The following is a 23,172-nucleotide window of genomic DNA, read 5'->3' on the forward strand; positions in this document are numbered from 1 at the left end:
CCGGGCTACCGTCGCACGATGGGTGACTACGAACACGTCCTCTCCAAGCGCGAGGACGACACCGTCACGATCACCATGAACCGGCCGGGGCGGCGCAACTCGCTGTCCGAGCCGCACCTGCGCGAGTTGCTGGAGGCGTTCACCGAGGCAGGTGAGTCGGACGCCACCGGGATCGTGCTCGCGGGTGCCGGGCCGGTGTTCTCGGCGGGACACGACTTCGCCGACGTCGCCGAGCGGGACCTGATGGACGTACGGGCGCTGCTGCGGTTGTGTACCGACCTGATGGGCACGATGCAGTCGGTTCCGCAGGTCGTGCTGGCCCGGGTCCACGGCCTCGCGACGGCGGCCGGGTGCCAGCTCGTGGCGTCCTGCGACCTCGCGGTGGCCGCGGAGTCGGCCGGGTTCGCGCTTCCGGGCGGCAAGGGTGGCTGGTTCTGCCACACGCCCGCCGTGCCGGTGGCGCGGGCGGTGGGCCGCAAGCGGCTGATGGAGCTCGCGCTCACCGGCGACGCCGTCGACGCCGCCACCGCGCTCGACTGGGGGCTGGTCAACCGGGTCGTGCCTGACGACGAGCTCGACGACGCGGTTGCCGCGCTCCTGGCCCGCGCCACCAGGGGTAGCCGGGCGTCCAAGGCACTCGGCAAGCAGACCCTGTACGCCCAGCTCGACCGCCCCGAACAGGACGCCTACGCGATCGCGTTGGAGGTGATGGCGTCGGCGGCCCAGCTCCCGGGAGCGAGGGAGGGCATGGCGGCGTTTCTGGAGAAGCGCGCCCCCGACTGGCCGGACTGACACCGTGTCCGCAAGTTACGTAGCCGTGTCCGCACCGCGCGATGCGGACACGGCTACGCAGGCTGCGGACACGGCTACGCAGGCTGCGGACACGGTGTCAGGGGGTGCGGTTGGCGCGTTCCCGGAGCAGGAGCAGCGTGTACGCGGCGATGGACTGGGCATCGGTCACCTCGCCGGTGGCGATCATCGACTCCAGCTCGGCGCGGTCGAACCACGCCGAGCGCATGTCCTGCTCCTCGGGCTCCCGGTCCGGCTCGCCCTCGGTGAGACCTGTGGCGAGAAAGACCCGGCCACGCTGGCTCGACAGGCCAGGGGCGACGTCGAGCAGCCCCAACTCCACCAGCGAGGCCGCCACGAGCCCCGTCTCCTCCCGCAGCTCCCGCGCCGCCAGCCGGTCGGCGGGCAGTTCGGCGCGCTCCGGCGCGGTGCCCTGCGGGAACTCCCACCGGCGCAGTCCCAGCGGGTAGCGGTACTGCTCGACGAGCCGGACCCGGCCCGCCTCGAGCGGGATGACGAGCGCGTAGTCCGGCTTGTCGACCACGCCGTAGACGCCGTCGGAGCCGTCGGCGCGGCGGATGTCGTCCTCGCGCACGGTCATCCAGTTGTTCGCGTACACCTCGCGGGAACCGAGTCGCTGCATGCCCCGGATTGTGCCCGACCCGGAAGGCCCGGCGAGGTGACACCAACGAGGGATGATCGCGGGTACCGCGTCCGGGTTCGGCGGGGTCGCCTACCCTCGCGTCGTGCGCTTAGTAATCGCTCGGTGTCAGGTGGACTACGCGGGCCGCCTGACGGCTCACCTGCCCATGGCCACGCGGCTGTTGCTCGTCAAGGCCGACGGTTCGGTATCGGTACACTCCGACGACCGCGCCTACAAGCCGCTGAACTGGATGAGCCCGCCGTGCTGGCTGATCGAGGACGGCAATCTGTGGATCGTGGAGAACAAGGCGGGCGAGAAACTCGTCGTCACGATCGAGCAGGTGATCGACGAGATCGAGCACGATCTCGGCGCCGAGCCCGGACTGGTCAAGGACGGGGTCGAGTCGCACCTGCAGGAGTTGCTCGCCGAGCACATCACCACGCTGGGGCAGGGCTACACGCTCGTGCGGCGGGAGTACCCGACGGCCATCGGGCCGGTCGACATCCTCGCGCGCGACGCCGAGGGCGCCTCCGTGGCGGTGGAGATCAAGCGCCGCGGCGAGATCGACGGGGTCGAGCAGCTCACGCGGTATCTAGAGTTGCTGAATCGTGATCCGTTGCTGACCCCGGTGCAGGGGGTGTTCGCGGCCCAGCAGATCAAGCCGCAGGCCCGCACACTGGCCGAGGACCGGGGCATCCGGTGCGTCACGCTGGACTACGACAGCCTCCGGGGCATCGAGAGCACGGACCTCCGGTTGTTCTGAGGCCCCGCCGGATCACGATCCCGAAGACCGTGCGACGGCCGACGATGCGGGCGGCTACCGTGCATGCGTGCTGAGTCGTGCTGTAACGCGTCCGACGCCCCTCGTGCTGAGCGGAGTCGTCCTGCTGGCGCTGCTCGCGGGTTGCGCGGGCGAGGATCTGGGCCGGAAGAACTTCGAGCGCACCACCGTGCAGGCCGAGCCGGGAACGGGCCAGGGACAGGTCCCGACCGGGCCGATCGACGACCCCGCGGTGGCGCTGCCCACGCTGCGCACGCTGGACGCGTGCGGGCTGCTCGGCGACGGGATCGACGGAAGGTTCACTCCGCAGGACGAACCGCGAAGTACCGAGTGGGGTACGTGCCGCCGTGACTACGTCGACGCGGGGGGCAAGCCGATCAGCATCATGGTCGAGCTGGGCGAGGGCAGTGTGTTCGCCGACCAGGCCACCGGTGGGGTGGCGGGGCTGCCGGTCGTGGAGACGAGTGTCGACGAGACGTCCTGCTACTCGGTGGCGGTGACCCAGCGCGATCCGGACATGGGTGTGAGCGTGTTCGCCCAGCACGAGCAGGCCGGTGGGCAGCCGTGCGAGAGCAGCTACGTGGTGCTCGGCAACGTGGTGGCCCAGCTGCGCGACTCGCCGCCCACGCTGACGCCGGAGGGCGGGTCGTTGCTGGAGTTCGACCTGTGCGAGTCGCTTGACGAGCAGACACTCACGTCGGTGCTGGGTGAGGACGAGGTCGGGGTGCGGCCCGGTGGCCTGCACGCCTGCGAGTTCTCCCAGGACGACGTCGTCGTCTACACCTCCGCGCGGCTCGGGTACCCGATCGCGCCGACGGAGGGCGCGGAGGAGGTGCGGCTCGCCGGGGAGGTTCCCGCGGTGCGGCGGCCCGGGACCACGGACACGGCCGAGTGCGACATTTCCTGGAACCATCTGCCACTGTCCGACAGCGAGGCCGAGCTGGTGTCGCTGAACTACTACGACTACTCCGACGACGCCGAGGTGGCCACCGCCTGCGAGCGGGTGACGGCGCTGGCGGAGGCGATGGTGGCGACACTGCCGTAGCGGCCGAAGTTCGTTACGTTGAAATCGACGTCTGCCACCCACACACCGTCGTGCTCGGAGGTAGCAGTGAAGAAGATCATCAATGATCCGGCGACCGTGGTCGCCGACTCGCTCGCGGGGCTCGCCGCCGCACACGCCGACCTCGTTCGCGTGGAATACGACCCGGACATCGTGGTGCGAGCCGACTCCCCGGCGCGGGGAGTGTCCGTCATCTCGGGTGGCGGTTCCGGGCACGAGCCCCTGCACGTCGGGTTCGTGGGCCCCGGGATGCTGCACGGTGCCGTGCCGGGCCCGGTGTTCACGTCGCCGACCCCGGACGCCGTGCAGGCGGCGATCTCGGCCACCACCGGCGACGCGGGTGCGCTGCTGCTGGTGAAGAACTACACGGGCGACGTGCTCAACTTCGAGACCGCCGCGGAACTCGCCTCGGCGGACGGGCTGGACGTGCGCAACGTGGTCATCGACGACGACGTGGCCGTGGCCGACTCCACGTTCACGGCGGGGCGCCGGGGCGTGGGCGGCACCGTGCTGCTGGAGAAGATCGTGGGTGCGGCGGCCGAACGCGGCGACGACCTCGACGCGGTGGAGGCCGTGGCCAGGTCCGTGGTGGAGCGGGTGCGCTCCATCGGCGTCGCGCTCACCGCGCCCACCGTGCCGCACGTGGGGGAGCCGAGCTTCGATCTCGGGCCGAACGAGATCGAGTTCGGTATCGGCATCCACGGTGAACCGGGACGCGAACGGCTCGGGGCCGAGCCGGCCCAGGCGCTCGTGGAACGCATGCTCGCGGCGCTGACCGACGACATGCCGCTGGAGCGCGGCGACGAGGTGGTGCTGTTCACCAACTCGATGGGAGGTACTCCGCTGCTGGAGGTCTACCTCGCCCACGGCATCGCCGAACGGCTGCTGGCCGAACGTGGCGTCAGGGTCGTGCGCAGGTTGGTCGGCCCGTACATCACCAGCCTGGAGATGCAGGGCATCAGCCTGACCGTGATGCGCACCGACGACCGGCTCACGGAACTGTGGGACGCTCCCGTCAACACGCCCGCCCTGCGGTGGGGGGTGTGATGGGCTGCGGGGCGCAGGACGTCGTGGCCGCGTTGCGGGCCGCCGCCGACACGGTCGCCGAGCACCGGGTCGAGTTGACCGACCTCGACCGCCCGATCGGAGACGCCGACCACGGCGAGAACATGAACCGGGGCTTCACCGCACTCGTGGCGAGCCTCGACGGCGGGGCACCGGAGACACCGGGTGCCGTGCTCAAGCTCGCGGCCACCACGCTGATCTCCAAGGTCGGCGGTGCGGCGGGCCCGCTCTACGGGACGGCGTTCCTCCGGGCGGCCACCGCCGTGGGACAGGCTTCGGAGCTGAACTCGGCGGCGGTCGTGACGGCGCTGCGTGCCGGGCTCGACGGGGTGGTCGCGCGGGGCAAGGCCGAGGTGGGAGACGCCACGATGGTGGACGCTCTCGCCCCGGCCGTCGAGGCCGCACAAGCCGCCACGTCCGACGGGATCGCGGCCGTGCTGGCCGCCGCAGCCGACGCAGCCGACGCCGGAGCCGATTCCACGATCCCGCTGGTGGCCCGCAAGGGCCGCGCCTCCTACCTCGGCCAGCGCAGCGCGGGTCACCTCGATCCGGGCGCGCGCTCGACGGCCCTGTTGCTGCGGACCTTCGCGGCGTCGGCGGGGGTGGCCCGATGAGAGTCGGTGTCGTGCTCGTCGCCCACAGCGGAGCGCTCGCGGAGGGGCTCGCGGAGGTCGCGGCGCAGATGGCGCCCGACGTCGACGTGGTCCCCGCCGGTGGGCTTCCCGACGGCACAATCGGGACCGACTACGACACCGTGTCGGCTGCGGTCGACCGCGCCAACGCCGGGTCGGGTGTCGTGGTGCTCTACGACCTCGGCAGCGCGCAGATGACCGCCGAACTCGTGGTGGAGTCGCTGACCGATCCCGGCGCCGCGGTGGTCGTGGACGCGCCGCTGGTGGAGGGCGCCGTCGCGGCGGCGGTGGCCGCGCAGGGCGGCGCGGACCGGGCGGGCGTCGCGCAGGCCGCGGCGGACGCGGGCAGCACCGGAGCCGAAAGCCGGCCCGAGGGCGAGGCCGGAGCCGCACCGCCGGCGGACGCCGTGCGCACGGAGCTGACGCTGGCCAACGAGGTCGGCCTGCACGCGCGGCCCGCCGCGTTGCTCGTGCGCGCCATCGCTGGAGTGGAGGCCGACGTGCGGCTGCGCTTCGGCTCCGACGAGGCCGACGCGCACAGCGTTCTCGCCATCATGTCGCTGGGCGCCCGCAAGGGCGACCGCATCGGTGTGGTGGCCACGGGCCCGCAGGCGCGGGAAGCGATCAGCCGCATCGAGACACTGGCGGAACGGAACTTCGACGAGGACTGATGAGACGACACTGGGGGTTCGCCGCGGCGCTGCTCGCCGTGGTGGTCGCGGGGTGCGGCGGCAGTGCGGTCGAGGGCTCGCCGGTGCCGGACGGCGAGCGGCCCGAGCCGATCACCGTCGCCGCTCTCGGCGATCCGCGCACGCTGGATCCGTGCTCGCTGGCGGGACTCGCGGCTTTCGCCGAGCACGGTGACGCGCGTCCGCTGGCGCGCGTGTCACTGGATCACTGCCGCATGGCCGTCACCGTCGGTTCCGAGAACGTCGTGGTCGACTTCGGGATGCTGTCTCCGCCGCGACAGCGGGCTGAGCGCGGCCTCGCCACGCTGCCGGGCGAGGTGCGGCTGGTGGCCACCTCCGCGCAGGGGCGGCTGCCCTGCTCGCTCGACGTCGTGCTGGCCGACGACGTGCGGGTGGAGGTGTCGGCGGACGCGCAGCGTTCGGACAGCACGCTCGACAGCGAGACGGTGTGCGGTGTGGCGCGCTCGGCGGCCGACGGCATCCACGCGACGTTGGCCTCGGGGCAGGCCGGGCACTGGGAACCGCCCACGCATTCGCTGGCTCGCCTGTCGGCGTGCGGCCTGCTGCCCACCGACGAGGTGGCGGCGATCGTGGGAACCTCGTCGCGGGTGACGCTGTATCCGGCCGAACACCAGTGCACCTGGGGCACGCCGGGTGGCGAGCGGCCCAACGCGCAACTCGACTTCACCGTGGGGCCGGAGCTCGGCTCCCGCGACGGTGACGAGGAGTCACTGGCCGGGCGGGACACGGTCGTTCACCTGGCGCGCACGGATTCGGTGTCCGTCTGCACCCTGTCCACGGAGCAGGGGCCGTTCGCGGAGGCGATCGACGGGGAACGCGAGATCGCGGTGGTGCGGGTGCTGCTGCCCGGCGGCGAGGCGGAGCCCTGCGAGGCGGGGCGCGCGCTCGCGGAGGCCGCGTGGAAGAAGCTGCCCGCCGCGAGCTGAGGCGAGGCTACGATCGGCTCGCGTGATCATCACGGCTTCGCAAAGGGTGTGACGTAACGGGGCGCCGATGAGATAGTCCACCGTGTCGTTCAGACTTCTCGGATCTCTCGCTCTGGCCGTGGTGCTTCTGACAGCCGGGTGTACCTCCAGCGTGCGCGGCACCGCCGACGCTGGTGACGTTCCTGCGCTGACCGCACAGGCGGCGTTCGGCGATTTCGCGACGGTCGATTTCTGCAGCCTGGTGAACGACCACGTCCTGCGCGACTCGCCGGTCACGGTGCGGTCGTCGCTGTCGGGGCTCGTGCGCTGCTACGCCGAGGTGGAGATCGCGGAGGCGATGGTGCAGGTCACGGTGGGCGACCTCTACACGACCGTTCCGTTCGGCTCGACCGACGAGAACCGCACGCTCGCGCGGTCGGTGCACCGGTTGCACTTCGACGACGACGACGGAACGTGCTGGCGTGAACTCGTCTTCGCCGACGACGTCGGATTGCAGATCATGGCGCTGCCGGTCTACGGGCACGACGACATGGACGACCTGTGCCGTGCTGCGGATTCCGTCACCGACGCCGTTGCGGCGTCGGCCTTCGCCGGGTCGGCCGAGTCGAGGAAGCCCGCGGCTGACTCCCTCACCGGGGAGGACGCGTGCGAGGTACTGGACGTGGCAGAGGTGGCTGACGTCATGGGCAGGGAGCTCGCGACCACACCGGGACTCGGTGGCCACGCCTGCTACCGGGCGTTGCCGGAAGAACCGGCGATCCGCGCCGACGTGGAGTTCGACGTCATGGACTTCGGCGCCGACCTCACCGGCGTCTACCCCGACGATGTCGCGGGCAGGCCGTCCCGCTTGTGGGACTATTCCGACGGCTGCTGGATCGAGACCCCCCACATGGCGGTGCCCGCCGAGGCGACGACCGAGTGGGAGGTGGTGACCATCTGGGCGGAAGGCGGCGACGGCGACCACTGCGAAACCGCGATGGAGCTGGCGGAGATCGCGTGGCCGCGGTTGCCGGAGTTCGAGGGGGACGGCGGCTGAGTGGCATCAGCCGCCGCAGCAACCTCCGCCGCAGCAGCCCCCGCCCGCCGGGGCCGGCGACGGCGCCGCGCCGGTGAGCGCCACCGTGGTCAGCAGCTTCACCGTGTCGTCGTGGCCCGAGGGGCAGGGCGCGGGTGCGCCGGACTCGCGCATCGGCCGGGTCAGTTCGAAGGACTCCGCGCAGACGCGGCAGCGGTAGGCGTAGGTCGGCATACTCCGATTATCGCCACGGCGGCGCGGTTCTGGGAGGGTGGCAGAGATGGACGTGCCCGTGCTCGATGCCGAGACACCCGCGCTGAGCGATCTCACCCCGTCGGCGCTGGCGGCGCTGGGCGTGCGCGGTCACACCGACCTGCTGGGATTCGGAGCCCGGTCGGGCGTCTGCGTGCTGCTGGTGGACGGGCTCGGCTGGGAGCTGCTGGAGACCTACTCCGCCGACGCTCCGGTGCTGGCCGGGCTGCGGCGACGGCCGCTGCGGGCGGGCTATCCCGCTACGACGGTGGCGGGGCTGGCCGCCGTCGGCACCGGAGTGCCCTCCGGTCAGCACGGCCTGGTGGGGTACTCCTTCGAACTGCCGGGCACCGGAGTGATCAATGCCCTGCGCTGGTGCCGTCACCCGGACGGAGCCGCGCTGCGGGATCTCGCGCCCGAGAGTGTGCAGCCGCGGCCCACGACGTTCTCCCTCGCGGCCGAGGCGGGTATGGCGGCCACGGTCGTGTCCTCGGCGCAGTTCACGGACACTCCACTCACCCGTGCGGTGCTCTCCGGCGGTGACTACGTCGGCGTCCACGCGTTCGGTGACCTGGCCGCGGCGGTGCGGCGAACCCTGTGTACGCGCGGTGGCCTCTGCTACGCCTACCACGGCGACCTCGACTTCATGGGCCACGGCCACGGTCCGGGTTCGGCGCCGTGGCGACTCCAGCTGCGCATGATCGACCGGCTGGTGGAACTGCTGGTCGAGGACCTGCCCCCGGGCTCGGCGCTCGCCGTGGTCGCCGATCACGGCATGGTGACCCTCGACGACACCGCGATCAACGCCGACGCGATACCGGCACTGCACGAGGGCGTGCGGGCGGTGGCGGGAGAGGTACGGGCCCGCCACGTGTACACGCGGCCGGGTGCGGCCGACGACGTGCTCGCGGCGTGGCGCGAGGTGCTGGGCGAGCGCGCGTGGGTCCTGCGCCGCGAGGAAGCGGTGGCGCACGGCTTGTTCGGGCCCGCCGTGGCCGACTACGTGCTGCCCCGGATCGGCGATGTCGTGGTGGCCGCCCGTGGCCGCTCCGGGGTGCTGCGGCGGCGAGCCGAGCCCCGGGAGTCAGCCCTGGTGGGCCAGCACGGTTCCCTCTCCAGCGCCGAACAGCTGGTGCCCTTCGCCTTGGCCGTGCGCGACTGATCCACGCGCGGTCGGCGCGGGGCCCGGCCGCTACCGTGGAGGGCATGCCCCGCCGCAACCGTGCCCGCCGGGACGCGCCGCGCCTCGGCTCGTCGGCGGGCTGGGCACGCCCCGAGTCCGGCCCGGACGGCGACTGGGTGGTGCGCACCGTTCCCGGAGCGCAGGCCACGAAGTTCTACCGCTGCCCCGGCTGCGACCACGAGATCCGGCCGGGCGTCGCCCACGTGGTCGCGTGGCCCGCGGACGACTACGGCTCCGTGACCGACCGCAGGCACTGGCACCGGGGTTGCTGGACCGCGCGCACGCGCAGGGCGCCCACCCGCCGCCGGTGGTGAGCCCGCCTCAGCGCGTGCCGTCCTCGCCGGTGCCGCCGACGGCACCGTGCGCGGGGTCCCTGCGGTAGTACACCGCCGGGGCCCCCGCGTAGAGGGCCCTGCGGTACTCGCGGAACGCGAGTTTGGCCGCCACGCGCCGGGCGGGGGCGTTCGTGACGTTCGTGACGATCACCACGGGCCGCTCGGGAAGCTCGCGCTGCGCCCAGCGCAGTACCTCCGCCGCCATCTCCGGCGCGTAGCCGCGACCCCACACCTCCGGCCGGAAGCGGTAGTACAGGTTCAGCACCCGCTCACCGCCCAGTTCGGTGGCCTGCACCCCACCGACTCCGATGACGCCGGGGATGCCCGTGCGCTCCACCGCGAGGTAGCCGTAGCCGTGCTCGGCCCAGTGCTGCCGCCAGGAGTCGAACTGGGCCCTGGCCTCCTGCGGTGTCCTCGGCGCGCTCTCGTGCGGATGGGTGTCGCGCGCACTCTGGATGCCGACGACGACGGCGAGATCGGCGTCGGTGAACGGCCGCAGCAGCAGGCGCCGGGTGCGCAGGGGTTCCAGCCGCCGTGTCATGTCCGTCGAATCTAGAGCCTCTGCCCGACAATGGGGGGATGTCTGAGCTGCCACTCGTGTTGCTGCACGCCTATCCGGTCGACGCGCGGATGTGGGACACCGTGCGCGCGCCGCTTGCGGAACGTACCCGGCTCATCACACCGGACCTGCGCGGTATGGGGCGCTCGCCGCTGCCGGAGTCCGGCGGCGAACCGAGCCTGGACGACGCCGCCCGTGACGTGCTCGCCCTGCTGGACCGCCTGGAACTCGACCGGGTCGTGCTCGGCGGCTGTTCGATGGGCGGCTACGTGACCCTCGCCCTGCTGCGGCTGGCACCGGAGCGGGTCGGCGGGCTCGTGCTCGTCGACACCAGGTCCGGTGCCGACACCGACGAGGCGAGGCGGAACCGGCTCGCGGTCGCCCACAGGGCGGACAGCGAGGGAACGGCGGGGTGGCTCGCCGAGTCGATGGTGCCTGCGCTGCTGGGCGAAACCACCCGCGAGCGGCGTCCTGAGGTGGTCGACCGGGTACGGGGCCTGATCGAGCAGCAGTCACCGGCCGGGGTCGCCTGGGCGCAGCGGGCGATGGCGGCGCGCGCGGACTCCACCCAACTGCTCCGGTCGGTGTCGGTGCCGTCGGTCGTGGTCGTCGGTGAGGAGGACGCGGTCACCCCGCCGGAGGCCGCGCGTGCCCTCGCGGGCGCCATCCCGGACGCCGAACTCGTGGTACTGCCGGAAGCCGGGCACCTGACCCCGCTGGAGGAACCGGAGGGCGTGGTCGAGGCCGTCTCGCGAGTGCTGCGGTGAGCCGCCCGCGGGCGCTGCCTCCGACACGGTGTCGTAGGACGTGACCTAGGTAACGCCGCCGGTCGCGGGCGGTGGACTCGCCCCTGGCAACGCCACCACCTGCGGCTTTCCGTCGCCCGCGCCGCCGCAGGTCGGAGCGGGTGGCGGTGCGCTCGCCCGTCGGGACGTGATCTGTGCTCCCGGTGCGCGAGCGGCGGAGGGCACCGGGATACGATCCCTCATGCCAACGTGGGTCCCCGCCCGTGGCGCAGCAAGATTCGCGGGGTAGCGAGTGCAGGAGGCTTCAGTGACGGCCGTAGAACCCCAGCCGATCGCCACGCGTCCGTACCCGACGCGAGAGTCGGTGAAGGGTTCGTCCCTGCTGCGGTTGCTCCGCACGACGGACCACAAGCAGCTCGGCATCATGTACATGGTGACGGCGTTCGCCTTCTTCATGGTCGGCGGCGCGATGGCGATGCTGATCCGGACCGAGCTCGCGGTGCCCGGCCAGCAGTTCCTGTCGCAGGAGCAGTACAACCAGCTGTTCACCATGCACGGCACGATCATGCTGCTGTTCTACGCGACGCCCATCGTGTTCGGGTTCGCCAACTACGTCCTGCCGTTGCAGATCGGCTCGCCCGACGTGGCCTTCCCCCGGCTGAACGCGTTCTCGTACTGGCTCTACCTCTTCGGCGGGCTGACCTCCGTGGCCGGGTTCATCACGCCCGGCGGCGCCGCCGACTTCGGCTGGTTCGCCTACACCCCGCTGTCGAACGCGATCTACTCGCCCGGTGTCGGGGCCGACCTCTGGATCGCCGGACTGGTCGTCAGTGGTCTGGGAACCATCCTCGGTGCCGTCAACATGATCACCACGGTGGTCTGCCTCCGCGCGCCCGGCATGACGATGTGGCGGATGCCCATCTTCACGTGGAACATCCTGGTCACCAGCCTGCTGGTGCTGCTCGCCTTCCCGATTCTGACCGCCGCGCTGCTGGGCCTGCTCGCCGACCGGCACATCGGTGCCCACGTCTTCGACCCCGCCAACGGCGGCGTCATCCTGTGGCAGCACATGTTCTGGTTCTTCGGCCATCCCGAGGTCTACATCGTGGCGCTGCCGTTCTTCGGGATCGCCTCGGAGATCGTGCCGGTGTTCACCCGTAAGCCGATCTTCGGCTACAAGGGGCTGGTGTGGGCCACGCTGGCCATCGCGGCGCTGTCGCTGGCCGTGTGGGCGCACCACATGTACGCCACCGGCTCGGTGCTGCTGCCGTTCTTCGCCTTCATGACCTTCCTCATCGCCGTTCCGACCGGGGTCAAGTTCTTCAACTGGATCGGCACGATGTGGAAGGGGCAGATGAGCTTCGAGTCGCCGATGCTGTTCACCATCGGCTTCATGGTCACCTTCCTCTTCGGTGGCCTGACCGGTGTGCTGCTCGCGGCTCCCTCGATCGACTTCCACGTCTCGGACAGCTACTTCGTGGTGGCGCACTTCCACTACGTGCTCTACGGCACCATCGTGTTCGCGACCTTCGCCGGGATCTACTTCTGGTTCCCGAAGATCACCGGCCGCATGATGGACGAGTCGCTCGCCAAGCTGCACTTCTGGACGACCTTCGTCGGCTTCCACGCGACGTTCCTCGTGCAGCACTGGCTGGGTAACGAGGGCATGCCCCGCCGGTACGTGGACTACCTCGCCAGCGACGGGTTCACGACGCTGAACACGATCTCCACGATCGGCGCCTACATCCTGGGTGCCTCGACGCTGCCGTTCATCTGGAACGTCTTCAAGAGCTACCGGTACGGCGAGATCGTCACGGTGGACGACCCGTGGGGCTACGGCAACTCGCTGGAGTGGGCCACGAGCTGCCCGCCGCCCCGGCACAACTTCACCGAGCTGCCCCGCATCCGCTCCGAGCGCCCGGCGTTCGAGCTGCACTACCCGCACATGGTCGAGCGGATGCGCAGTGAGGGGCACGTCACCTTCACCGGCAAGACGTTGCCGCACAAGGATGCCAAGGACGCGCCGTCCGAACTCGTCACCGCCTCGGCGATGCCGGGCAACCGCGACAAGGACAACGCAAGCGAGCAGTGACCGGGGCCGTCCCGGCCACGCGAGCCGGAGCCGAGGGAGGCACAGTGAGTCCCACCCCCGTCCTGATCACCACGACCGGGCCCGACCAGCCCGGAGTGTCGTCGGTGCTCTTCGCGGCGTTGACGCGGCACGGTGTCGAGGTACTCGACATCGAGCAGGTCGTCATCCGGGGCCAGCTGGTGCTCGGCGTGCTCGTGTCCGTCGACTCGGACCCCGAGGGGCTGCAGGAGATGGTCGAGCAGGCCATGGCGACGGTGTCGATGACCGTGGACGTGCGGATCGGGTCGGCCATCGGCTCCGATCCGTTCGCCCCGGCACGCCGGGGGTCCTCGCACGTGCTGGTGCTGCTGGGCAGGCCCGTCACAGCTCGGGCGTTCACCCAGGTCGCGCGGCGCCTCGCGGACGTGGGCGCCAACATCGACACGATTCGCAGCATCGCGGACTACCCGGTGACGGGGCTCGAACTGTACGTCTCGGCCTCCGAGGACACCGCGGCGGCCGACAGCGAGCTTCGTACGATGCTCGCCGATGTGGGAGCCCGGGGCGGGCTGGACGTGTCGATCGAGCGCGCCGGGCTGTCGCGCCGGGCGAAGCGGCTCGTCGTGTTCGACGTCGACTCGACCCTCATCCAGGGCGAGGTCATCGAGATGCTCGCCGCGCACGCCGGGGTGGAACCGCAGGTCCGGGAGATCACCGACGCGGCCATGCGCGGTGAGCTGAACTTCACGGAGTCGCTGACGCGCCGGGTCGCGCTGCTGAAGGGGCTGCCCGAGTCGGTGCTGGACGAGGTCGCCGCGCGCATCGAACTGACGCCCGGCGCACGCACCACGATCCGTACGTTGAAGCGACTCGGCTTCCGTTGCGGCGTCGTCTCGGGTGGGTTCAGCCGCATCATCGACGGCCTCGTCACCGATCTCGGGCTCGACTTCGCCGTGGCCAACGAGCTGGAGATCGTGGACGGCACCCTCACCGGCCGGGTCGTGGGGGAGGTCGTGGACCGGGCGGCGAAAGCGGAGGCGCTGCAACGCTACGCCGCCGGGTACGGAATTCCGCTCGCCCAGTGCGTGGCCGTCGGCGACGGTGCCAACGACATCGACATGCTGACCACCGCGGGGATGGGCGTCGCGTTCAACGCCAAGCCCGCGCTGCGCGAGGTCGCCGACGCCGCGTTGTCGCATCCCTACCTCGACGCGGTGCTGTTCATGCTCGGGGTGACGCGGGCGGAGGTCGAGGCCGCCGACACCGCCGACGGCCTGCCGCTCGTCCGGCCGTGACGGCGCCGGAGGAGCCCGGCGAGCCGGTGCTGGCACCCGTCGCCGCGCGTTACGCCTGGTGGCTCGGGCTGCCCGCCGAACGCACCGCCGACAGGGACGTCCCGCCGGAGCGGGTGTGGGCCATGCCCGTCGTGCTGCGGCTGGAACGGGCGAATCCACCGTCGCGCACGGCGTTGCTGGAGGCCGCGGCGAGTGCCGCGGTCGCGGTGTGCCTCGACGAGCGCGCCCAGCCCGGCGGCGCGTGGTACGAGCCGGTACACACGTGGACCTCCGGCCACATCCGCAAGGTGGCCCGCCGGGCACGTGGCGCACACTGGGAGGCCGTGCGCGAGCTGCCCGGCGTGACCACGGAGGTGGCCGGTGCCGAGGTCAGGGCGCTCGTGCCGTGCCCGGTCGGGGAGCTGCCCCGGGAGGTGGCGCGGTTGCAGATCTCCGGCAGCGACCTGCCCGCCGACGAGCCGGGCGCGGCGCCCGCCGAGTGGCCGCTGCTGTTGCTGAATCCCGACGTGGCGTTGTCGGCGGGCAAGGCCGCGGCTCAGGTCGGCCACGCCACGATGCTGCTGGCGGCGCTGCTCGATCCGGCGGGGCTCGCCGCGTGGGCGGCGCACGACTACCGGTGCGCCGTGCGGGTCGCCGACCGGCGGCAGTGGGAGGAGGGACTGGCGGCGCTGGCGCAACCGCACCGCGCCTGGGGCGAGCACGGGCTCGTGGCCGTCCGGGACGCGGGGTTCACCGAGGTCGACCCCGGCACCGTCACCGTGCTGGCCCGCAGGCCGTCCTCCTGGTGAGCGGGCGGCTCAGTTCGCCTTCCACACCACGTACGCCTTGTCGGCGTCGGTGGTCATGGCCTCGACGAACGTGTCGTGATCGAACCCGGGCAGCATCTGCAACCGCTCGATCAGCGCGTCGGCGGCCGGATCTCCGCTGGGTACGGCCGTGCCGGTGCCGTCGGCGGCGGCCAGCATGAGGAAGACGTCCTCTTTCCAGGGCCCCTCGGGGATCACCCGTACCACCACGGCGGCCAGGTCGGACCAGGTGACGGATTCCTCGCTGCCGTCGGCCAGCAGGCGACGAACGCCCGTGTCGTCGACGCTGACGGAACGGGAACGGGCGCTGGACGAGTCGGGGGGCAACGAGATCTCCCTCGGGGTCGGGTTGGCGTCCACCGTACTTCCTGCTCTCGGCGAGCTCAGGCGGGGGCGGCGGCGTCGAGTCGGCGCAGCGCCTCGCGAACGACCTCGGTCTTCTGCGTAGGCCACAGCGGCGGCAGCGACGCACGCAGGAACCCGCCGTAGCGGGCGGTCGCCAGGCGGGAGTCGAGGACGGCCACCACCCCGCGGTCGCTCGTCGCGCGGTGCAACCGGCCCACGCCCTGCGCCAGCAGCAGCGCGGCGTGGGTGGCGGCCACGGTGAGGAAGCCGTTGCCGCCGCGCGCTTCCACCGCCCGCTGGCGGGCCGACGCCACCGGGTCGTCCGGCCGGGGGAAGGGGAGCCGGTCCACGATCACCAGTTGCAGTGCCGCGCCGGGGACGTCGACGCCCTGCCACAGCGACAGCGTGCCGAACAGGCAGGTGCGCGGGTCCTCGGCGAACTTGTTCACCAGCAGCGACGTGGCGTCGTCGCCCTGGCACAGGATCGGGTGTGTCACGCGGTCGCGCAGTTCCTCGGTGGCCTGCTTGGCCGCGCGCATGGAGGAGAACAGTCCGAGCGTGCGCCCGCCCGCCGCGTCGATCAGTTCGGCGATCTCGTCGAGCGTGGGCGCCGCGAGGCCGTCGCGGCCGGGCGGTGGCAGGTGCCTGGCGAGGTAGAGGATGCCGTTGCGCCGGTAGTCGAACGGCGAACCCACGTCGAGCCCGCTCCAGTGCGGTTCCGTGTCGGCATCCGACGGAGGTGCTTTCTCCGTGGCCGTCCCCTCGGCGCGGTCGGTCGGGCGCGGCTCCGGCGGGAGTCCCCACTGGCGGGCGAGCGTGTCGAAGGTGCCGCCGAGGGCCAGTGTCGCGGACGTGAGCACCGTGGTGCTGCTGCCGAACACACGCTCACGCAGCAGTCCGCCGACCCCGAGCGGGGCGACGTGCAGCGCGGGCGGTCGCGGGTTGGCCGACTGCCGATCGCCCGAGCGCCACACGACGTCCTTGCGCTCGCCGGGGTCGTCCTCGAACGCCTCCAGCAGTCGCACCGCCGTGTCGTGGACGTCGTCGAGCGCGGAGCGGGCGAGCTTGCGTTTGGTGGCCTCCTCCGCGTCCTCCCGCCGGTCGGACCCGAGCGCGGCCAGGCACGCGTGCGCGGCGTCGCGCACCGCCGCCACCGCGCCGCCCAGCGCGTCGGGCAACGTGTCGAGCCTGCCCTGCGGTGCGTCCTCCAGCATCAGCGACAGGCCCTCGCCCGTCTCCAGCAACCGGTCGGCGATGTCGGCGTCGATCAGCCGCCCGCACCGTCGCGCCGCGGCGGACACCATCGCGGACGACAGGTCCGCCGTGGCCGCCGACGTGACCCGGTCGACCAGCTCGTGTGCCTCGTCGATGATCGTCACGTCGTGCTCGGGCAGCACCTGGTAGTCCTGCAGCGCGTTGATGGCCAGCAGCGCGTGGTTGGTGACCACGATGCTCGCCCTGCCCGCGTCGGCGCGCGCGTGCTCGGCGAAGCAGTCGTCGCCCACCGGGCAGCGAGCCGCGCCCAGGCACTCCTTCGCGGTCACCGACACCTGACGCCACGCCTGTTCGGACACGCCGGGCACCAGCTCGTCCCGGTCGCCCGTCTCGGTGTCCGACGACCACTCGTGCAGCCGCTTCACCTCGCGGCCGACGCGGGAGATCGCGTACTGGTCGAACAGACCGGTGTCCTCCGGCTCGTCCTCGATCCCGCCGTGGACGCGGTGCAGGCACAGATAGTTGCGCCTGCCCTTGAGGATCGCGAACGTCGGTTCCTCGCCGAGTGGCTGTTTCAGCGCCCTGGCGAGGCGCGGCAGGTCCCGGTCGACGAGCTGGCGTTGCAGCGCGATCGTCGCCGTGGAGACCACGACGGTGGTGCCCGACTCGACGGCGTGCCGGAGGGCGGGCACGAGGTAGGCCAGCGACTTCCCGGTTCCGGTGCCCGCCTGGACAGCGAGGTGCTCGCCGGTGCGGATCGCGCGGTCGACGGCGTCGGCCATGGCCACCTGACCGTCGCGCTCGGTACCGCCGACGGCCTCGACGGCGTGGGAGAGGAGTTCGCGGACGCTGGGCAGATCCGTGCGGGCACCGGTCACGCTCCGACGGTACCGCGCGTCCCCATCCCGTCGTGTCCGCAGGTTAGGTAGCCGTGTCCGCACTTCCCGTAGCCGTGTCCGCACCGCACGCTGAGAACACGGCTACGCGGGCTGCGGACACGGCTACGCGGGCTGCGGACACGGTGGTTCAGCGGGGGCGGGCGAGGAGTTCGAGCGCCGCACGGTCCGGCAGGCCCGGGGTTTCACCCGGGACGGTGAGCGAGAACGCGCGGCACGCCGCGGCCGTGCGCAGGCGGCGATCCGGCGACGTTCCCGCCAGGAACTCGCTGAGGTAGCCCGCCACGAACGCGTCGTCGGCGCCGTCGGTGTCCACGGACCGCACGGGGTAGCTCGGCACGTCGTAGCGGGATCCGTGCAGTTCCGCCACCGCTCCGCGCGGGCCGCGCTTGACGATCACCTGCTCCGCTCCCAGCTCGCCCACGGCGGCGGCGAGGTCCTCCGGCTCGCCGTCGAAGCCGAGCAGCCTCGCCGCGTCTTCACCGGTGAACACGATGTCGCACAAGGAGACGAGGTCGTAGAGGATGTCGGCGGCGTCCTCCGGATACCACAGCGCGTGGCTGTACTCGATGTCGATCGAGACGGTGACGCCGTCGCCGCGCGCGGCCTCGGCGGCGGCGAACGCGGCCTTCGTGGCCGAGTCGGACAGACCGGGGGTGAGGCCGCTGAGGTGCAGGACTCCGGCCGTCCTGATGTGTTCCTCGGGAACGTCCTCGGGGGACAGCCGGGTGCCCGCGCTGCCGTTGCGGTAGTAGGCGGCGCGGGTGACGTCGGTGTTGCGGAAGTCCTTGATCATCAGACCGGTCGGCGCCTGCCGGTCGGTGCGCACGGCGGAGGTGTCCACGTCCTCGTCCCGCAGGCGGGTCAGCACCAGCGCGCCGGGTTCGTCGGCGCCGAGCCTGCCCGCCCAGGCCGAGGGGACGCCGAGGCGGGCCACGCCGATCGCGACCATGGCCTCGGAGCCCGCGATGCCGACGTCGACCGACGTGGCGTGCCGGAGTTTGCCCGCCGGGGTGCTGAACACCGCCAGCGCCTCGCCGAAGGTCACCAGGCCCGTGCCGGTCACGGACCCACCTTCGGGGTGCCCGCCACGGTCGCGCCCGCCTCGCGCAGCTCCGCCAGCGCGGAATCCACAGTGGACCGCGAAACCCCCGCGGTGAGATCGGCGAGGACGCGGACCGTGAAGCCCGCTCGTGCCGCGTCGAGCGCGGTGGCGCGCACGCAGTGGTCGGTGGCGATCCCGACGACGTCCACCGCCGTGACGCCACGGGCGGTGAGCCACTCGGCGAGGCCCTGTCCCGAGTCGGTCTCGCCCTCGAACCCGGAGTAGCCGTCGCTGTACTGCCCCTTGGAGAACACCGCCGTGATCGGGCCGACGTCCAACCGGGGGTGGAAGGCCGCGCCGGGGGTGTCGGCGACGCAGTGCCGGGGCCACGACCGGACGAAATCGGGCTCGTCGCTGAAGTGGGCGCCGGGGTCGATGTGGTAGTCGCGGGTCGCGACGACGTGGTCGTAGGCCGGGCCGTCCGCGTCCCGCAGGCGGGCGGAGATCGCGTCGGCCACGGCGGCCCCTCCGGCCACGGCCAGCGAGCCGCCTTCGCAGAAGTCGTTCTGCACGTCCACCACGATCAGTGCGGTAGCCATGTTCACCTCCAGGATCGACGCGGGCGGCTACAGGAACGTCGTGGGAACGGCCGCTTCGCCGCTCGACAGCTTCAGTCCCTCCCACGGCAGACTGACCAGTCCGCGGCGCAGCCGTTGCCGTGCGTCTTCCAGGGTGGGCAGGTCCGCCACCGGTTGTCCAGCGCGCACCAGGGGGATCTGTAGTTGCCGATCGGTCTCGCCGGCCTCGGGCGGTGCCGAGCACGGGTAGACGACCTCCTCCAGCGCGGTTCCGGTCGGCTTGTGCCGCCGGAGCGCGGCCTTGCGCCCGCCGCGGGAGGCCTTGTGCTCGCTGCGCTTCGCCACGGGGCGACCGTCCACCTCGACCAGTTTGTAGACCATGCCCGCGGTGGGGGCGCCGGAACCCGTGACCACGGCGGTGCCGACTCCGTAGGCGTCCACGGGTTCGGCGCGCAGGGCCGCGATCGCGTGCTCGTCGAGGTCTCCCGACACGACGATGCGCGTGTCCTTCGCACCCAGCCTGTCGAGCTGTTCCCTGGCCTGGCGTGCGAGGACGCCGACGTCACCGGAGTCGATGCGGATGGCGCCGAGCTCGGGACCGGCCACGCGGACGGCGGTGTCGATGCCCTTCGTGATGTCGTAGGTGTCGACGAGCAACGTGGTGTCGGTGCCCATCTTGTCGATCTGGGACCGGAAGGCGGCTTCCTCGCTGTCGTGGAGCAGCATGAAGGCGTGGGCCACGGTGCCCCTGGTGGGGATGCCGTGGCGGCGGCCGGCTTCGAGGTTCGAGGTCGTGGCGAACCCGGCGAGGTAGGCGGCTCGGGCCGCGGCGACGGCGGCGTGTTCGTGGGTGCGCCTGCCGCCCATCTCGATGATCGGCCTGCCGTTGGCGGCACCGGACATGCGCGCGGCGGCCGACGCGATGGCGCTGTCGTGGTTGAGGATCGACAGCACCACCGTCTCCAGCACCACGCCCTCGGCGAACGTGCCGCGCACGGTCAGCAGGGGCGAGCCGGGGAAGTACAGCTCCCCTTCGGGATAGCCGTCGATGTCACCGGTGAAGCGGTAGTTCGCGAGCCAGTCCAGCGTCGCGGAGTCGACGACGGCGGTGGAATCCAGCTGGGCGAGTTCGGCGTCGGTGAACCGGAACTCGGCGAGGGCGTCGAGCACGCGCTGGGTTCCGGCGACGACGCCGTAGCGGCGCCCCGACGGCAGCCTGCGGGCGAACACCTCGAACACGCAGTCGCGGTCGGCCGTGCCGTCGCGCAGCGCGCTGGCCAGCATGGTGAGCTCGTAGTGGTCGGTGAACAGCGCCGTGCTGTTCCCGCTCGCCGAGGAGGACATGCCCAAGATTATCTCCGGCGACCGCGCCGAATGGGGAGTGCCTCCGGGCGACGCGCCCCTCACCCGCGTGGCCGACCTCGTGACACGGCGTCGCGGCTGTCCGTGACACCATGGGAGGCATGAGCACGCCCGTCGAGGCCGAAGAGACGCTCGGTGCGGACACCGGCGCCACGGATCGCCCGTGGCAGACGATCGTGTGGAACGACCCGGTGAACCTGATGTCCTACGTGACCTACGTGTTGCAGCGGATCTTCGGGTACAGCAGGGATCACGCGACGAAGCTGATGCTCGACGTGCACCACAAGGGCAGGGCGGTCGTGTCGTCGGGATCGAAGGAGAAGGTGGAGGGCGACGTCGCGAAGCTTCACGCGGCGGGCCTGTGGGCGACGATGGAACAACCGTGAAGGAATGGCGCCGCAGGGGCGGCTCGGTGGTGGCCACGTTCGAGCAGCAGGAGGCTGCCGTGGTGCGCGGCCTGGTGAGCCAGGTCGAGGACATGCTGACGGCTCGCGCGGAGGACGCGCCGCAGGACGAGCTGGCTGAGCTGACGGGCATCCGGACGGGGCCGTCGGAGGGGCCGGACGATCCCGTGCTCGGCCGGTTGCTGCCCGACTTCCACAGGCTCGATCCGGACAACCCGTCGAAGGAGGACCTCGACTCGGCCGCGGCCCTGCGCTCGCTGCACGAGCCGGAGTTGCTGGACGCGAAGGTCGGTGTCGCGCGGCAGGTGCTGGGGACGCTGCCGCCGGACGGCGGCGATATCCGGCTGACGTTCGAGGAGGCCGACGCGTGGCTGTCGGCCCTCAACGACGTCAGGCTGGCGCTCGGGACGGCGCTCGACGTGACCGACGATCTGCCCGACGAACTGCCGGAGAGTGATCCGCGCGCCCCGCACCTCGGGGTCTACCACTGGCTGACCTGGGTGCAGGACACCCTGGTCCGGGCTCTGACCGAGTGATCCGGGGAGCGTAGGTGACGACTGGGGAGCACAACGCGATCACCGACGTGCGTGGCGTGCGGGTGGGGCAGTACCAGCGCCTCGGCGACGGCTGGCTGACCGGGACGACGGTGGTGCTGCCGCCGGAGGGCACCGTGGGCGCCGTGGACCAGCGTGGCGGTGGGCCTGGCACGCGCGAGACCGATCTGCTGGAACCGGAGAACCTGGTGAGCACGGTGGACGCCGTGTGCCTCTCGGGTGGCAGCGCGTACGGGCTGTCGGCCGCGGACGGGGTGATGCGGTGGCTGGCGCAGCGGCATCGCGGTTTCCGGGTGGGCCCGGACCCCGCCCATGTGGTGCCCATCGTGCCGTCGGCGGTGATCTTCGATCTGCCCCGGGGCGAGTGGGGCAACCGGCCGGACGCGGAGTTCGGTTACGCCGCCTGCGAGGCCGCCTCGGACGGACCCGTGGAGCAGGGCGTGGTGGGCGCGGGCGCCGGAGCGGTGGCGGGCTCGCTCAAGGGCGGTGTCGGCAGTGCCAGCGAGGTGGTCGACGGAGTGGTCGTGGGCGCGCTGGCGGTGCTCAACGCCGCTGGTGAGGCGGTGCGTGCCGCGACCGGTGAGCCGTACGCCGCCGAGTACGAGCACGAGGGCGAGTTCGGGGTGGCCCGCTGGCCGGAGCGCCCCGCTGGCCCGGCGCCGGGCGAGGTGGCACCCACCCCGCTGAACACGACGATCGGTGTGGTGGCCGTGGACGCCGCGTTGTCCAAGGCGCAGTGCCGCAGGCTCGCGGTGGCCGCGCAGGACGGTATCGCCGTGGCGGTGCGGCCCTCGCACACGATGTTCGACGGCGACACCGTGTTCGCGCTGGCCACGGGCGCGACCGAGTTGCCCGTGACCGCCGGGGGCCCGGTGGGGGACGTGGGCACGGCCGCGTCGCTGGACCGGCTCTGCGCCGCGGCGGCGCGGACCTTCGCCCGCGCGATGGTGCACGGCCTGCTCGCCGCGCGGTCGGTGGCCGGGTTGACGGCGTACTCGCAGCGGTGGCCCGAGGTGCTCAGGCCGTGACTGACGAGACCGCGACGGACGAGACCGTGACCGACGACGGCACGTGGGGCATCGACCTGCACGCCGACGACGTGACCCGCTTTCCCGGCGTGGCCTTCGTGCTGTGGCGCGTGTGCGGCGTGTCTCCTGAGGCGGGGGTCGCGCTGGCGGACGAGGCGCAGCGGCACGGCACGGTCCGGGTGCTCGACTGCCGGACCCGCGAGGAGGCCGAGCGGGTGGTGGCCGAGATCCAGGTACTGGGAGTGCGGGCCACCGCTGCCACAGCGACGACGCGACGGTAGCGGACGAGGAGACGACCGGATGGCTGGGGAGTTCGTGCGTGCCTGGCAGGCGGAGCAGGCCGAGCAGGCCGTGTGCCTGGCGGTGTCGCGCGCCGTATCCGAGGGATTGCTGCGCGTGCTCGCCGAGGTCGACGGTGCGCTCACCGGGCGCCGCCGGAGCCGGTTCGCGCGGCGGCCCCGCCCGCTGCCCGACCGCAGGCTCTTTCCCGACGCCTACCTCGACCGGGAGGCGGGCGAGGAGTTCCGTGCCCGCCACGGGGCGGCGATGCGGCGCCGGGTGTGCGACGCGGTCGGCCGCACGCTGACGCTCGTCGGGAACGCGCACGAGACGGGCGGCGACCCGGTGGTGGTGACGGTGCCGGGGGAGGTGGTGCCCGACGTGTTCTGTGCGCTGGCCCACGCCCAGGCGCCGTACCTGCCGCGACCGCGCTGGAACGCCAGGGTCGACTGGCCCACGGTGACGTTGCGCAAGGGTGGCCGGGAGCTCACCTGGCTGGTCACCTGCCAGACCGCGCTCGCCGAGGCGGCACTGGCCGACGGCGACACCGAGACCGTGTTCACAGCGTGACCTGCGCCGTCTCACGGTGTGAACG

27 protein-coding genes are annotated in these 23,172 nt (G+C 72.1%); 19 read left to right on the forward strand and 8 right to left on the reverse strand.

The annotated features are described in order from the left end of the window. Positions 1 to 18 precede the first annotated feature (18 nt). Positions 19 to 792 carry an enoyl-CoA hydratase-related protein gene (locus FFT09_RS14035; protein WP_138382952.1) on the forward strand — a complete coding sequence of 258 codons (774 nt, stop codon included), beginning with the start codon at positions 19 to 21 and terminating at the stop codon, positions 790 to 792. A 97-nt stretch (positions 793 to 889) separates the two neighbouring features. Here the strand turns inward: FFT09_RS14035 and FFT09_RS14040 are convergent, their stop codons facing one another. Continuing rightward, positions 890 to 1,432 carry an NUDIX domain-containing protein gene (locus tag FFT09_RS14040; RefSeq protein ID WP_208544417.1) on the reverse strand — a complete coding sequence of 181 codons (543 nt, stop codon included), beginning with the start codon at positions 1,430 to 1,432 and terminating at the stop codon, positions 890 to 892. Positions 1,433 to 1,535: 103 nt separating this feature from the next. Here FFT09_RS14040 and nucS point away from each other — a divergent pair, with 103 nt between their 5' ends. The 7 genes from nucS to FFT09_RS14075 all read left to right on the forward strand — a co-directional run bounded on the left by nucS (position 1,536) and on the right by FFT09_RS14075 (position 7,645). Then, positions 1,536 to 2,195, forward strand: coding sequence for an endonuclease NucS (gene nucS / locus FFT09_RS14045; protein WP_024874730.1), 660 nt, complete (start codon positions 1,536 to 1,538; stop codon positions 2,193 to 2,195). A gap of 103 nt (positions 2,196 to 2,298) precedes the next feature. Beyond that, positions 2,299 to 3,258 carry a hypothetical protein gene (locus tag FFT09_RS14050; RefSeq protein WP_244231357.1) on the forward strand — a complete coding sequence of 320 codons (960 nt, stop codon included), beginning with the start codon at positions 2,299 to 2,301 and terminating at the stop codon, positions 3,256 to 3,258. 66 nt (positions 3,259 to 3,324) lie between these two features. Further along, positions 3,325 to 4,323 carry a dihydroxyacetone kinase subunit DhaK gene (gene dhaK, locus FFT09_RS14055; RefSeq protein ID WP_138382954.1) on the forward strand — a complete coding sequence of 333 codons (999 nt, stop codon included), beginning with the start codon at positions 3,325 to 3,327 and terminating at the stop codon, positions 4,321 to 4,323. Then, a complete protein-coding gene (gene dhaL, locus FFT09_RS14060; protein WP_138383208.1) occupies positions 4,323 to 4,955 on the forward strand; it encodes a dihydroxyacetone kinase subunit DhaL in 633 nt (210 codons plus the stop codon). Before dhaK ends, dhaL begins: the two co-directional genes overlap by 1 nt. Beyond that, entirely contained in the window at positions 4,952 to 5,644 is a 693-nt protein-coding gene (dhaM, locus tag FFT09_RS14065; protein WP_138382955.1) for a dihydroxyacetone kinase phosphoryl donor subunit DhaM, read from the forward strand. Before dhaL ends, dhaM begins: the two co-directional genes overlap by 4 nt. Beyond that, on the forward strand, positions 5,644 to 6,609 hold the full coding sequence (locus tag FFT09_RS14070) for a hypothetical protein (protein ID WP_138382956.1): 966 nt from the start codon (positions 5,644 to 5,646) through the stop codon (positions 6,607 to 6,609). The genes dhaM and FFT09_RS14070 overlap by 1 nt, the downstream gene beginning before the upstream one ends. A 118-nt stretch (positions 6,610 to 6,727) precedes the next feature. Beyond that, the gene (locus FFT09_RS14075) at positions 6,728 to 7,645 is read left to right on the forward strand and encodes a DUF3558 domain-containing protein (RefSeq protein ID WP_138382957.1); all 918 of its coding nucleotides are present in this window, start codon (positions 6,728 to 6,730) and stop codon (positions 7,643 to 7,645) included. A 6-nt stretch (positions 7,646 to 7,651) separates the two neighbouring features. On the opposite strand, the gene FFT09_RS14080 is transcribed toward FFT09_RS14075, so the two are convergent. Beyond that, complete coding sequence (locus tag FFT09_RS14080; protein WP_037333980.1) at positions 7,652 to 7,858, reverse strand: FmdB family zinc ribbon protein; 207 nt, start codon at positions 7,856 to 7,858, stop codon at positions 7,652 to 7,654. A 46-nt stretch (positions 7,859 to 7,904) separates the two neighbouring features. Between FFT09_RS14080 and FFT09_RS14085 the strand changes: the two genes are divergently transcribed. Beyond that, entirely contained in the window at positions 7,905 to 9,038 is a 1,134-nt protein-coding gene (locus tag FFT09_RS14085; RefSeq protein ID WP_138382958.1) for an alkaline phosphatase family protein, read from the forward strand. A 44-nt stretch (positions 9,039 to 9,082) separates the two neighbouring features. Then, entirely contained in the window at positions 9,083 to 9,373 is a 291-nt protein-coding gene (locus tag FFT09_RS14090; RefSeq protein WP_024874722.1) for a hypothetical protein, read from the forward strand. Positions 9,374 to 9,380: 7 nt separating this feature from the next. On the opposite strand, the gene FFT09_RS14095 is transcribed toward FFT09_RS14090, so the two are convergent. Continuing rightward, positions 9,381 to 9,935: a GNAT family N-acetyltransferase gene (locus FFT09_RS14095; protein WP_138382959.1), complete on the reverse strand. Its 555-nt coding sequence runs from the start codon at positions 9,933 to 9,935 to the stop codon at positions 9,381 to 9,383. Positions 9,936 to 9,973: 38 nt separating this feature from the next. On the opposite strand from FFT09_RS14095, the gene FFT09_RS14100 reads away from it, so the two are divergent. From FFT09_RS14100 to FFT09_RS14115, 4 genes are all read left to right on the forward strand, one after another. Then, positions 9,974 to 10,720 carry an alpha/beta fold hydrolase gene (locus tag FFT09_RS14100; protein ID WP_138382960.1) on the forward strand — a complete coding sequence of 249 codons (747 nt, stop codon included), beginning with the start codon at positions 9,974 to 9,976 and terminating at the stop codon, positions 10,718 to 10,720. A 286-nt stretch (positions 10,721 to 11,006) separates the two neighbouring features. Further along, entirely contained in the window at positions 11,007 to 12,791 is a 1,785-nt protein-coding gene (gene ctaD / locus FFT09_RS14105) for an aa3-type cytochrome oxidase subunit I (RefSeq protein WP_024874719.1), read from the forward strand. A 44-nt stretch (positions 12,792 to 12,835) separates the two neighbouring features. Further along, complete coding sequence (serB, locus tag FFT09_RS14110; RefSeq protein ID WP_138382961.1) at positions 12,836 to 14,065, forward strand: phosphoserine phosphatase SerB; 1,230 nt, start codon at positions 12,836 to 12,838, stop codon at positions 14,063 to 14,065. Next, positions 14,062 to 14,853, forward strand: coding sequence for a peptidyl-tRNA hydrolase (locus tag FFT09_RS14115; protein WP_081191362.1), 792 nt, complete (start codon positions 14,062 to 14,064; stop codon positions 14,851 to 14,853). The genes serB and FFT09_RS14115 overlap by 4 nt, the downstream gene beginning before the upstream one ends. A gap of 9 nt (positions 14,854 to 14,862) precedes the next feature. Here the strand turns inward: FFT09_RS14115 and FFT09_RS14120 are convergent, their stop codons facing one another. From FFT09_RS14120 to FFT09_RS14140, 5 genes are all read right to left on the reverse strand, one after another. Then, positions 14,863 to 15,231, reverse strand: a complete 369-nt coding sequence (locus tag FFT09_RS14120; protein WP_024874716.1) for a hypothetical protein — start codon at positions 15,229 to 15,231, stop codon at positions 14,863 to 14,865. A 23-nt stretch (positions 15,232 to 15,254) separates the two neighbouring features. Beyond that, positions 15,255 to 17,309 (reverse strand): ATP-dependent DNA helicase, encoded by a 2,055-nt coding sequence (locus FFT09_RS14125; protein ID WP_081191361.1) that lies wholly within the window; start codon positions 17,307 to 17,309, stop codon positions 15,255 to 15,257. A gap of 148 nt (positions 17,310 to 17,457) precedes the next feature. Next, positions 17,458 to 18,393, reverse strand: a complete 936-nt coding sequence (locus FFT09_RS14130) for a sugar kinase (protein ID WP_081191360.1) — start codon at positions 18,391 to 18,393, stop codon at positions 17,458 to 17,460. Further along, positions 18,390 to 18,971, reverse strand: coding sequence for an isochorismatase family protein (locus FFT09_RS14135; protein WP_081191359.1), 582 nt, complete (start codon positions 18,969 to 18,971; stop codon positions 18,390 to 18,392). Before FFT09_RS14135 ends, FFT09_RS14130 begins: the two co-directional genes overlap by 4 nt. Before the next feature lie 27 nt (positions 18,972 to 18,998). Next, positions 18,999 to 20,294 (reverse strand): nicotinate phosphoribosyltransferase, encoded by a 1,296-nt coding sequence (locus tag FFT09_RS14140; protein WP_138382962.1) that lies wholly within the window; start codon positions 20,292 to 20,294, stop codon positions 18,999 to 19,001. Between the two features lie 119 nt (positions 20,295 to 20,413). Between FFT09_RS14140 and clpS the strand changes: the two genes are divergently transcribed. The 5 genes from clpS to FFT09_RS14165 are packed head-to-tail and all read left to right on the forward strand — an operon-like array spanning position 20,414 to position 23,147. After that, positions 20,414 to 20,698 (forward strand): ATP-dependent Clp protease adapter ClpS, encoded by a 285-nt coding sequence (gene clpS / locus FFT09_RS14145; RefSeq protein ID WP_024874711.1) that lies wholly within the window; start codon positions 20,414 to 20,416, stop codon positions 20,696 to 20,698. Further along, positions 20,695 to 21,252, forward strand: a complete 558-nt coding sequence (locus tag FFT09_RS14150; RefSeq protein WP_138382963.1) for a DUF2017 domain-containing protein — start codon at positions 20,695 to 20,697, stop codon at positions 21,250 to 21,252. Before clpS ends, FFT09_RS14150 begins: the two co-directional genes overlap by 4 nt. A 14-nt stretch (positions 21,253 to 21,266) precedes the next feature. Then, complete coding sequence (locus FFT09_RS14155) at positions 21,267 to 22,298, forward strand: P1 family peptidase (protein WP_138382964.1); 1,032 nt, start codon at positions 21,267 to 21,269, stop codon at positions 22,296 to 22,298. Further along, positions 22,295 to 22,579, forward strand: coding sequence for an ATP-dependent Clp protease adaptor ClpS (locus FFT09_RS14160; RefSeq protein WP_244231358.1), 285 nt, complete (start codon positions 22,295 to 22,297; stop codon positions 22,577 to 22,579). The genes FFT09_RS14155 and FFT09_RS14160 overlap by 4 nt, the downstream gene beginning before the upstream one ends. A gap of 19 nt (positions 22,580 to 22,598) precedes the next feature. Then, complete coding sequence (locus tag FFT09_RS14165; protein WP_138382965.1) at positions 22,599 to 23,147, forward strand: hypothetical protein; 549 nt, start codon at positions 22,599 to 22,601, stop codon at positions 23,145 to 23,147. The last annotated feature ends 25 nt before the right edge of the window (positions 23,148 to 23,172 follow it).

This window comes from Saccharomonospora piscinae (assembly GCF_005862235.1).
GTDB lineage: Bacteria > Actinomycetota > Actinomycetes > Mycobacteriales > Pseudonocardiaceae > Saccharomonospora > Saccharomonospora piscinae.

Excerpts from the sequence above, each read along its gene's own strand:
- dhaM (WP_138382955.1), top strand. The coding sequence starts at position 4,952 with ATGAGAGTCGGTGTCGTGCTCGTCGCCCACAGCGGAGCGCTCGCGGAG.
- FFT09_RS14165 (WP_138382965.1), top strand. The coding sequence starts at position 22,599 with ATGGCTGGGGAGTTCGTGCGTGCCTGGCAGGCGGAGCAGGCCGAGCAG.
- FFT09_RS14080 (WP_037333980.1), bottom strand. The coding sequence starts at position 7,858 with ATGCCGACCTACGCCTACCGCTGCCGCGTCTGCGCGGAGTCCTTCGAA.
- FFT09_RS14100 (WP_138382960.1), top strand. The coding sequence starts at position 9,974 with ATGTCTGAGCTGCCACTCGTGTTGCTGCACGCCTATCCGGTCGACGCG.
- FFT09_RS14095 (WP_138382959.1), bottom strand. The coding sequence starts at position 9,935 with ATGACACGGCGGCTGGAACCCCTGCGCACCCGGCGCCTGCTGCTGCGG.
- FFT09_RS14135 (WP_081191359.1), bottom strand. The coding sequence starts at position 18,971 with ATGGCTACCGCACTGATCGTGGTGGACGTGCAGAACGACTTCTGCGAA.
- FFT09_RS14070 (WP_138382956.1), top strand. The coding sequence starts at position 5,644 with ATGAGACGACACTGGGGGTTCGCCGCGGCGCTGCTCGCCGTGGTGGTC.
- FFT09_RS14090 (WP_024874722.1), top strand. The coding sequence starts at position 9,083 with ATGCCCCGCCGCAACCGTGCCCGCCGGGACGCGCCGCGCCTCGGCTCG.
- dhaL (WP_138383208.1), top strand. The coding sequence starts at position 4,323 with ATGGGCTGCGGGGCGCAGGACGTCGTGGCCGCGTTGCGGGCCGCCGCC.
- FFT09_RS14035 (WP_138382952.1), top strand. The coding sequence starts at position 19 with ATGGGTGACTACGAACACGTCCTCTCCAAGCGCGAGGACGACACCGTC.
- FFT09_RS14040 (WP_208544417.1), bottom strand. The coding sequence starts at position 1,432 with ATGCAGCGACTCGGTTCCCGCGAGGTGTACGCGAACAACTGGATGACC.
- FFT09_RS14085 (WP_138382958.1), top strand. The coding sequence starts at position 7,905 with ATGGACGTGCCCGTGCTCGATGCCGAGACACCCGCGCTGAGCGATCTC.
- clpS (WP_024874711.1), top strand. The coding sequence starts at position 20,414 with ATGAGCACGCCCGTCGAGGCCGAAGAGACGCTCGGTGCGGACACCGGC.
- FFT09_RS14140 (WP_138382962.1), bottom strand. The coding sequence starts at position 20,294 with ATGTCCTCCTCGGCGAGCGGGAACAGCACGGCGCTGTTCACCGACCAC.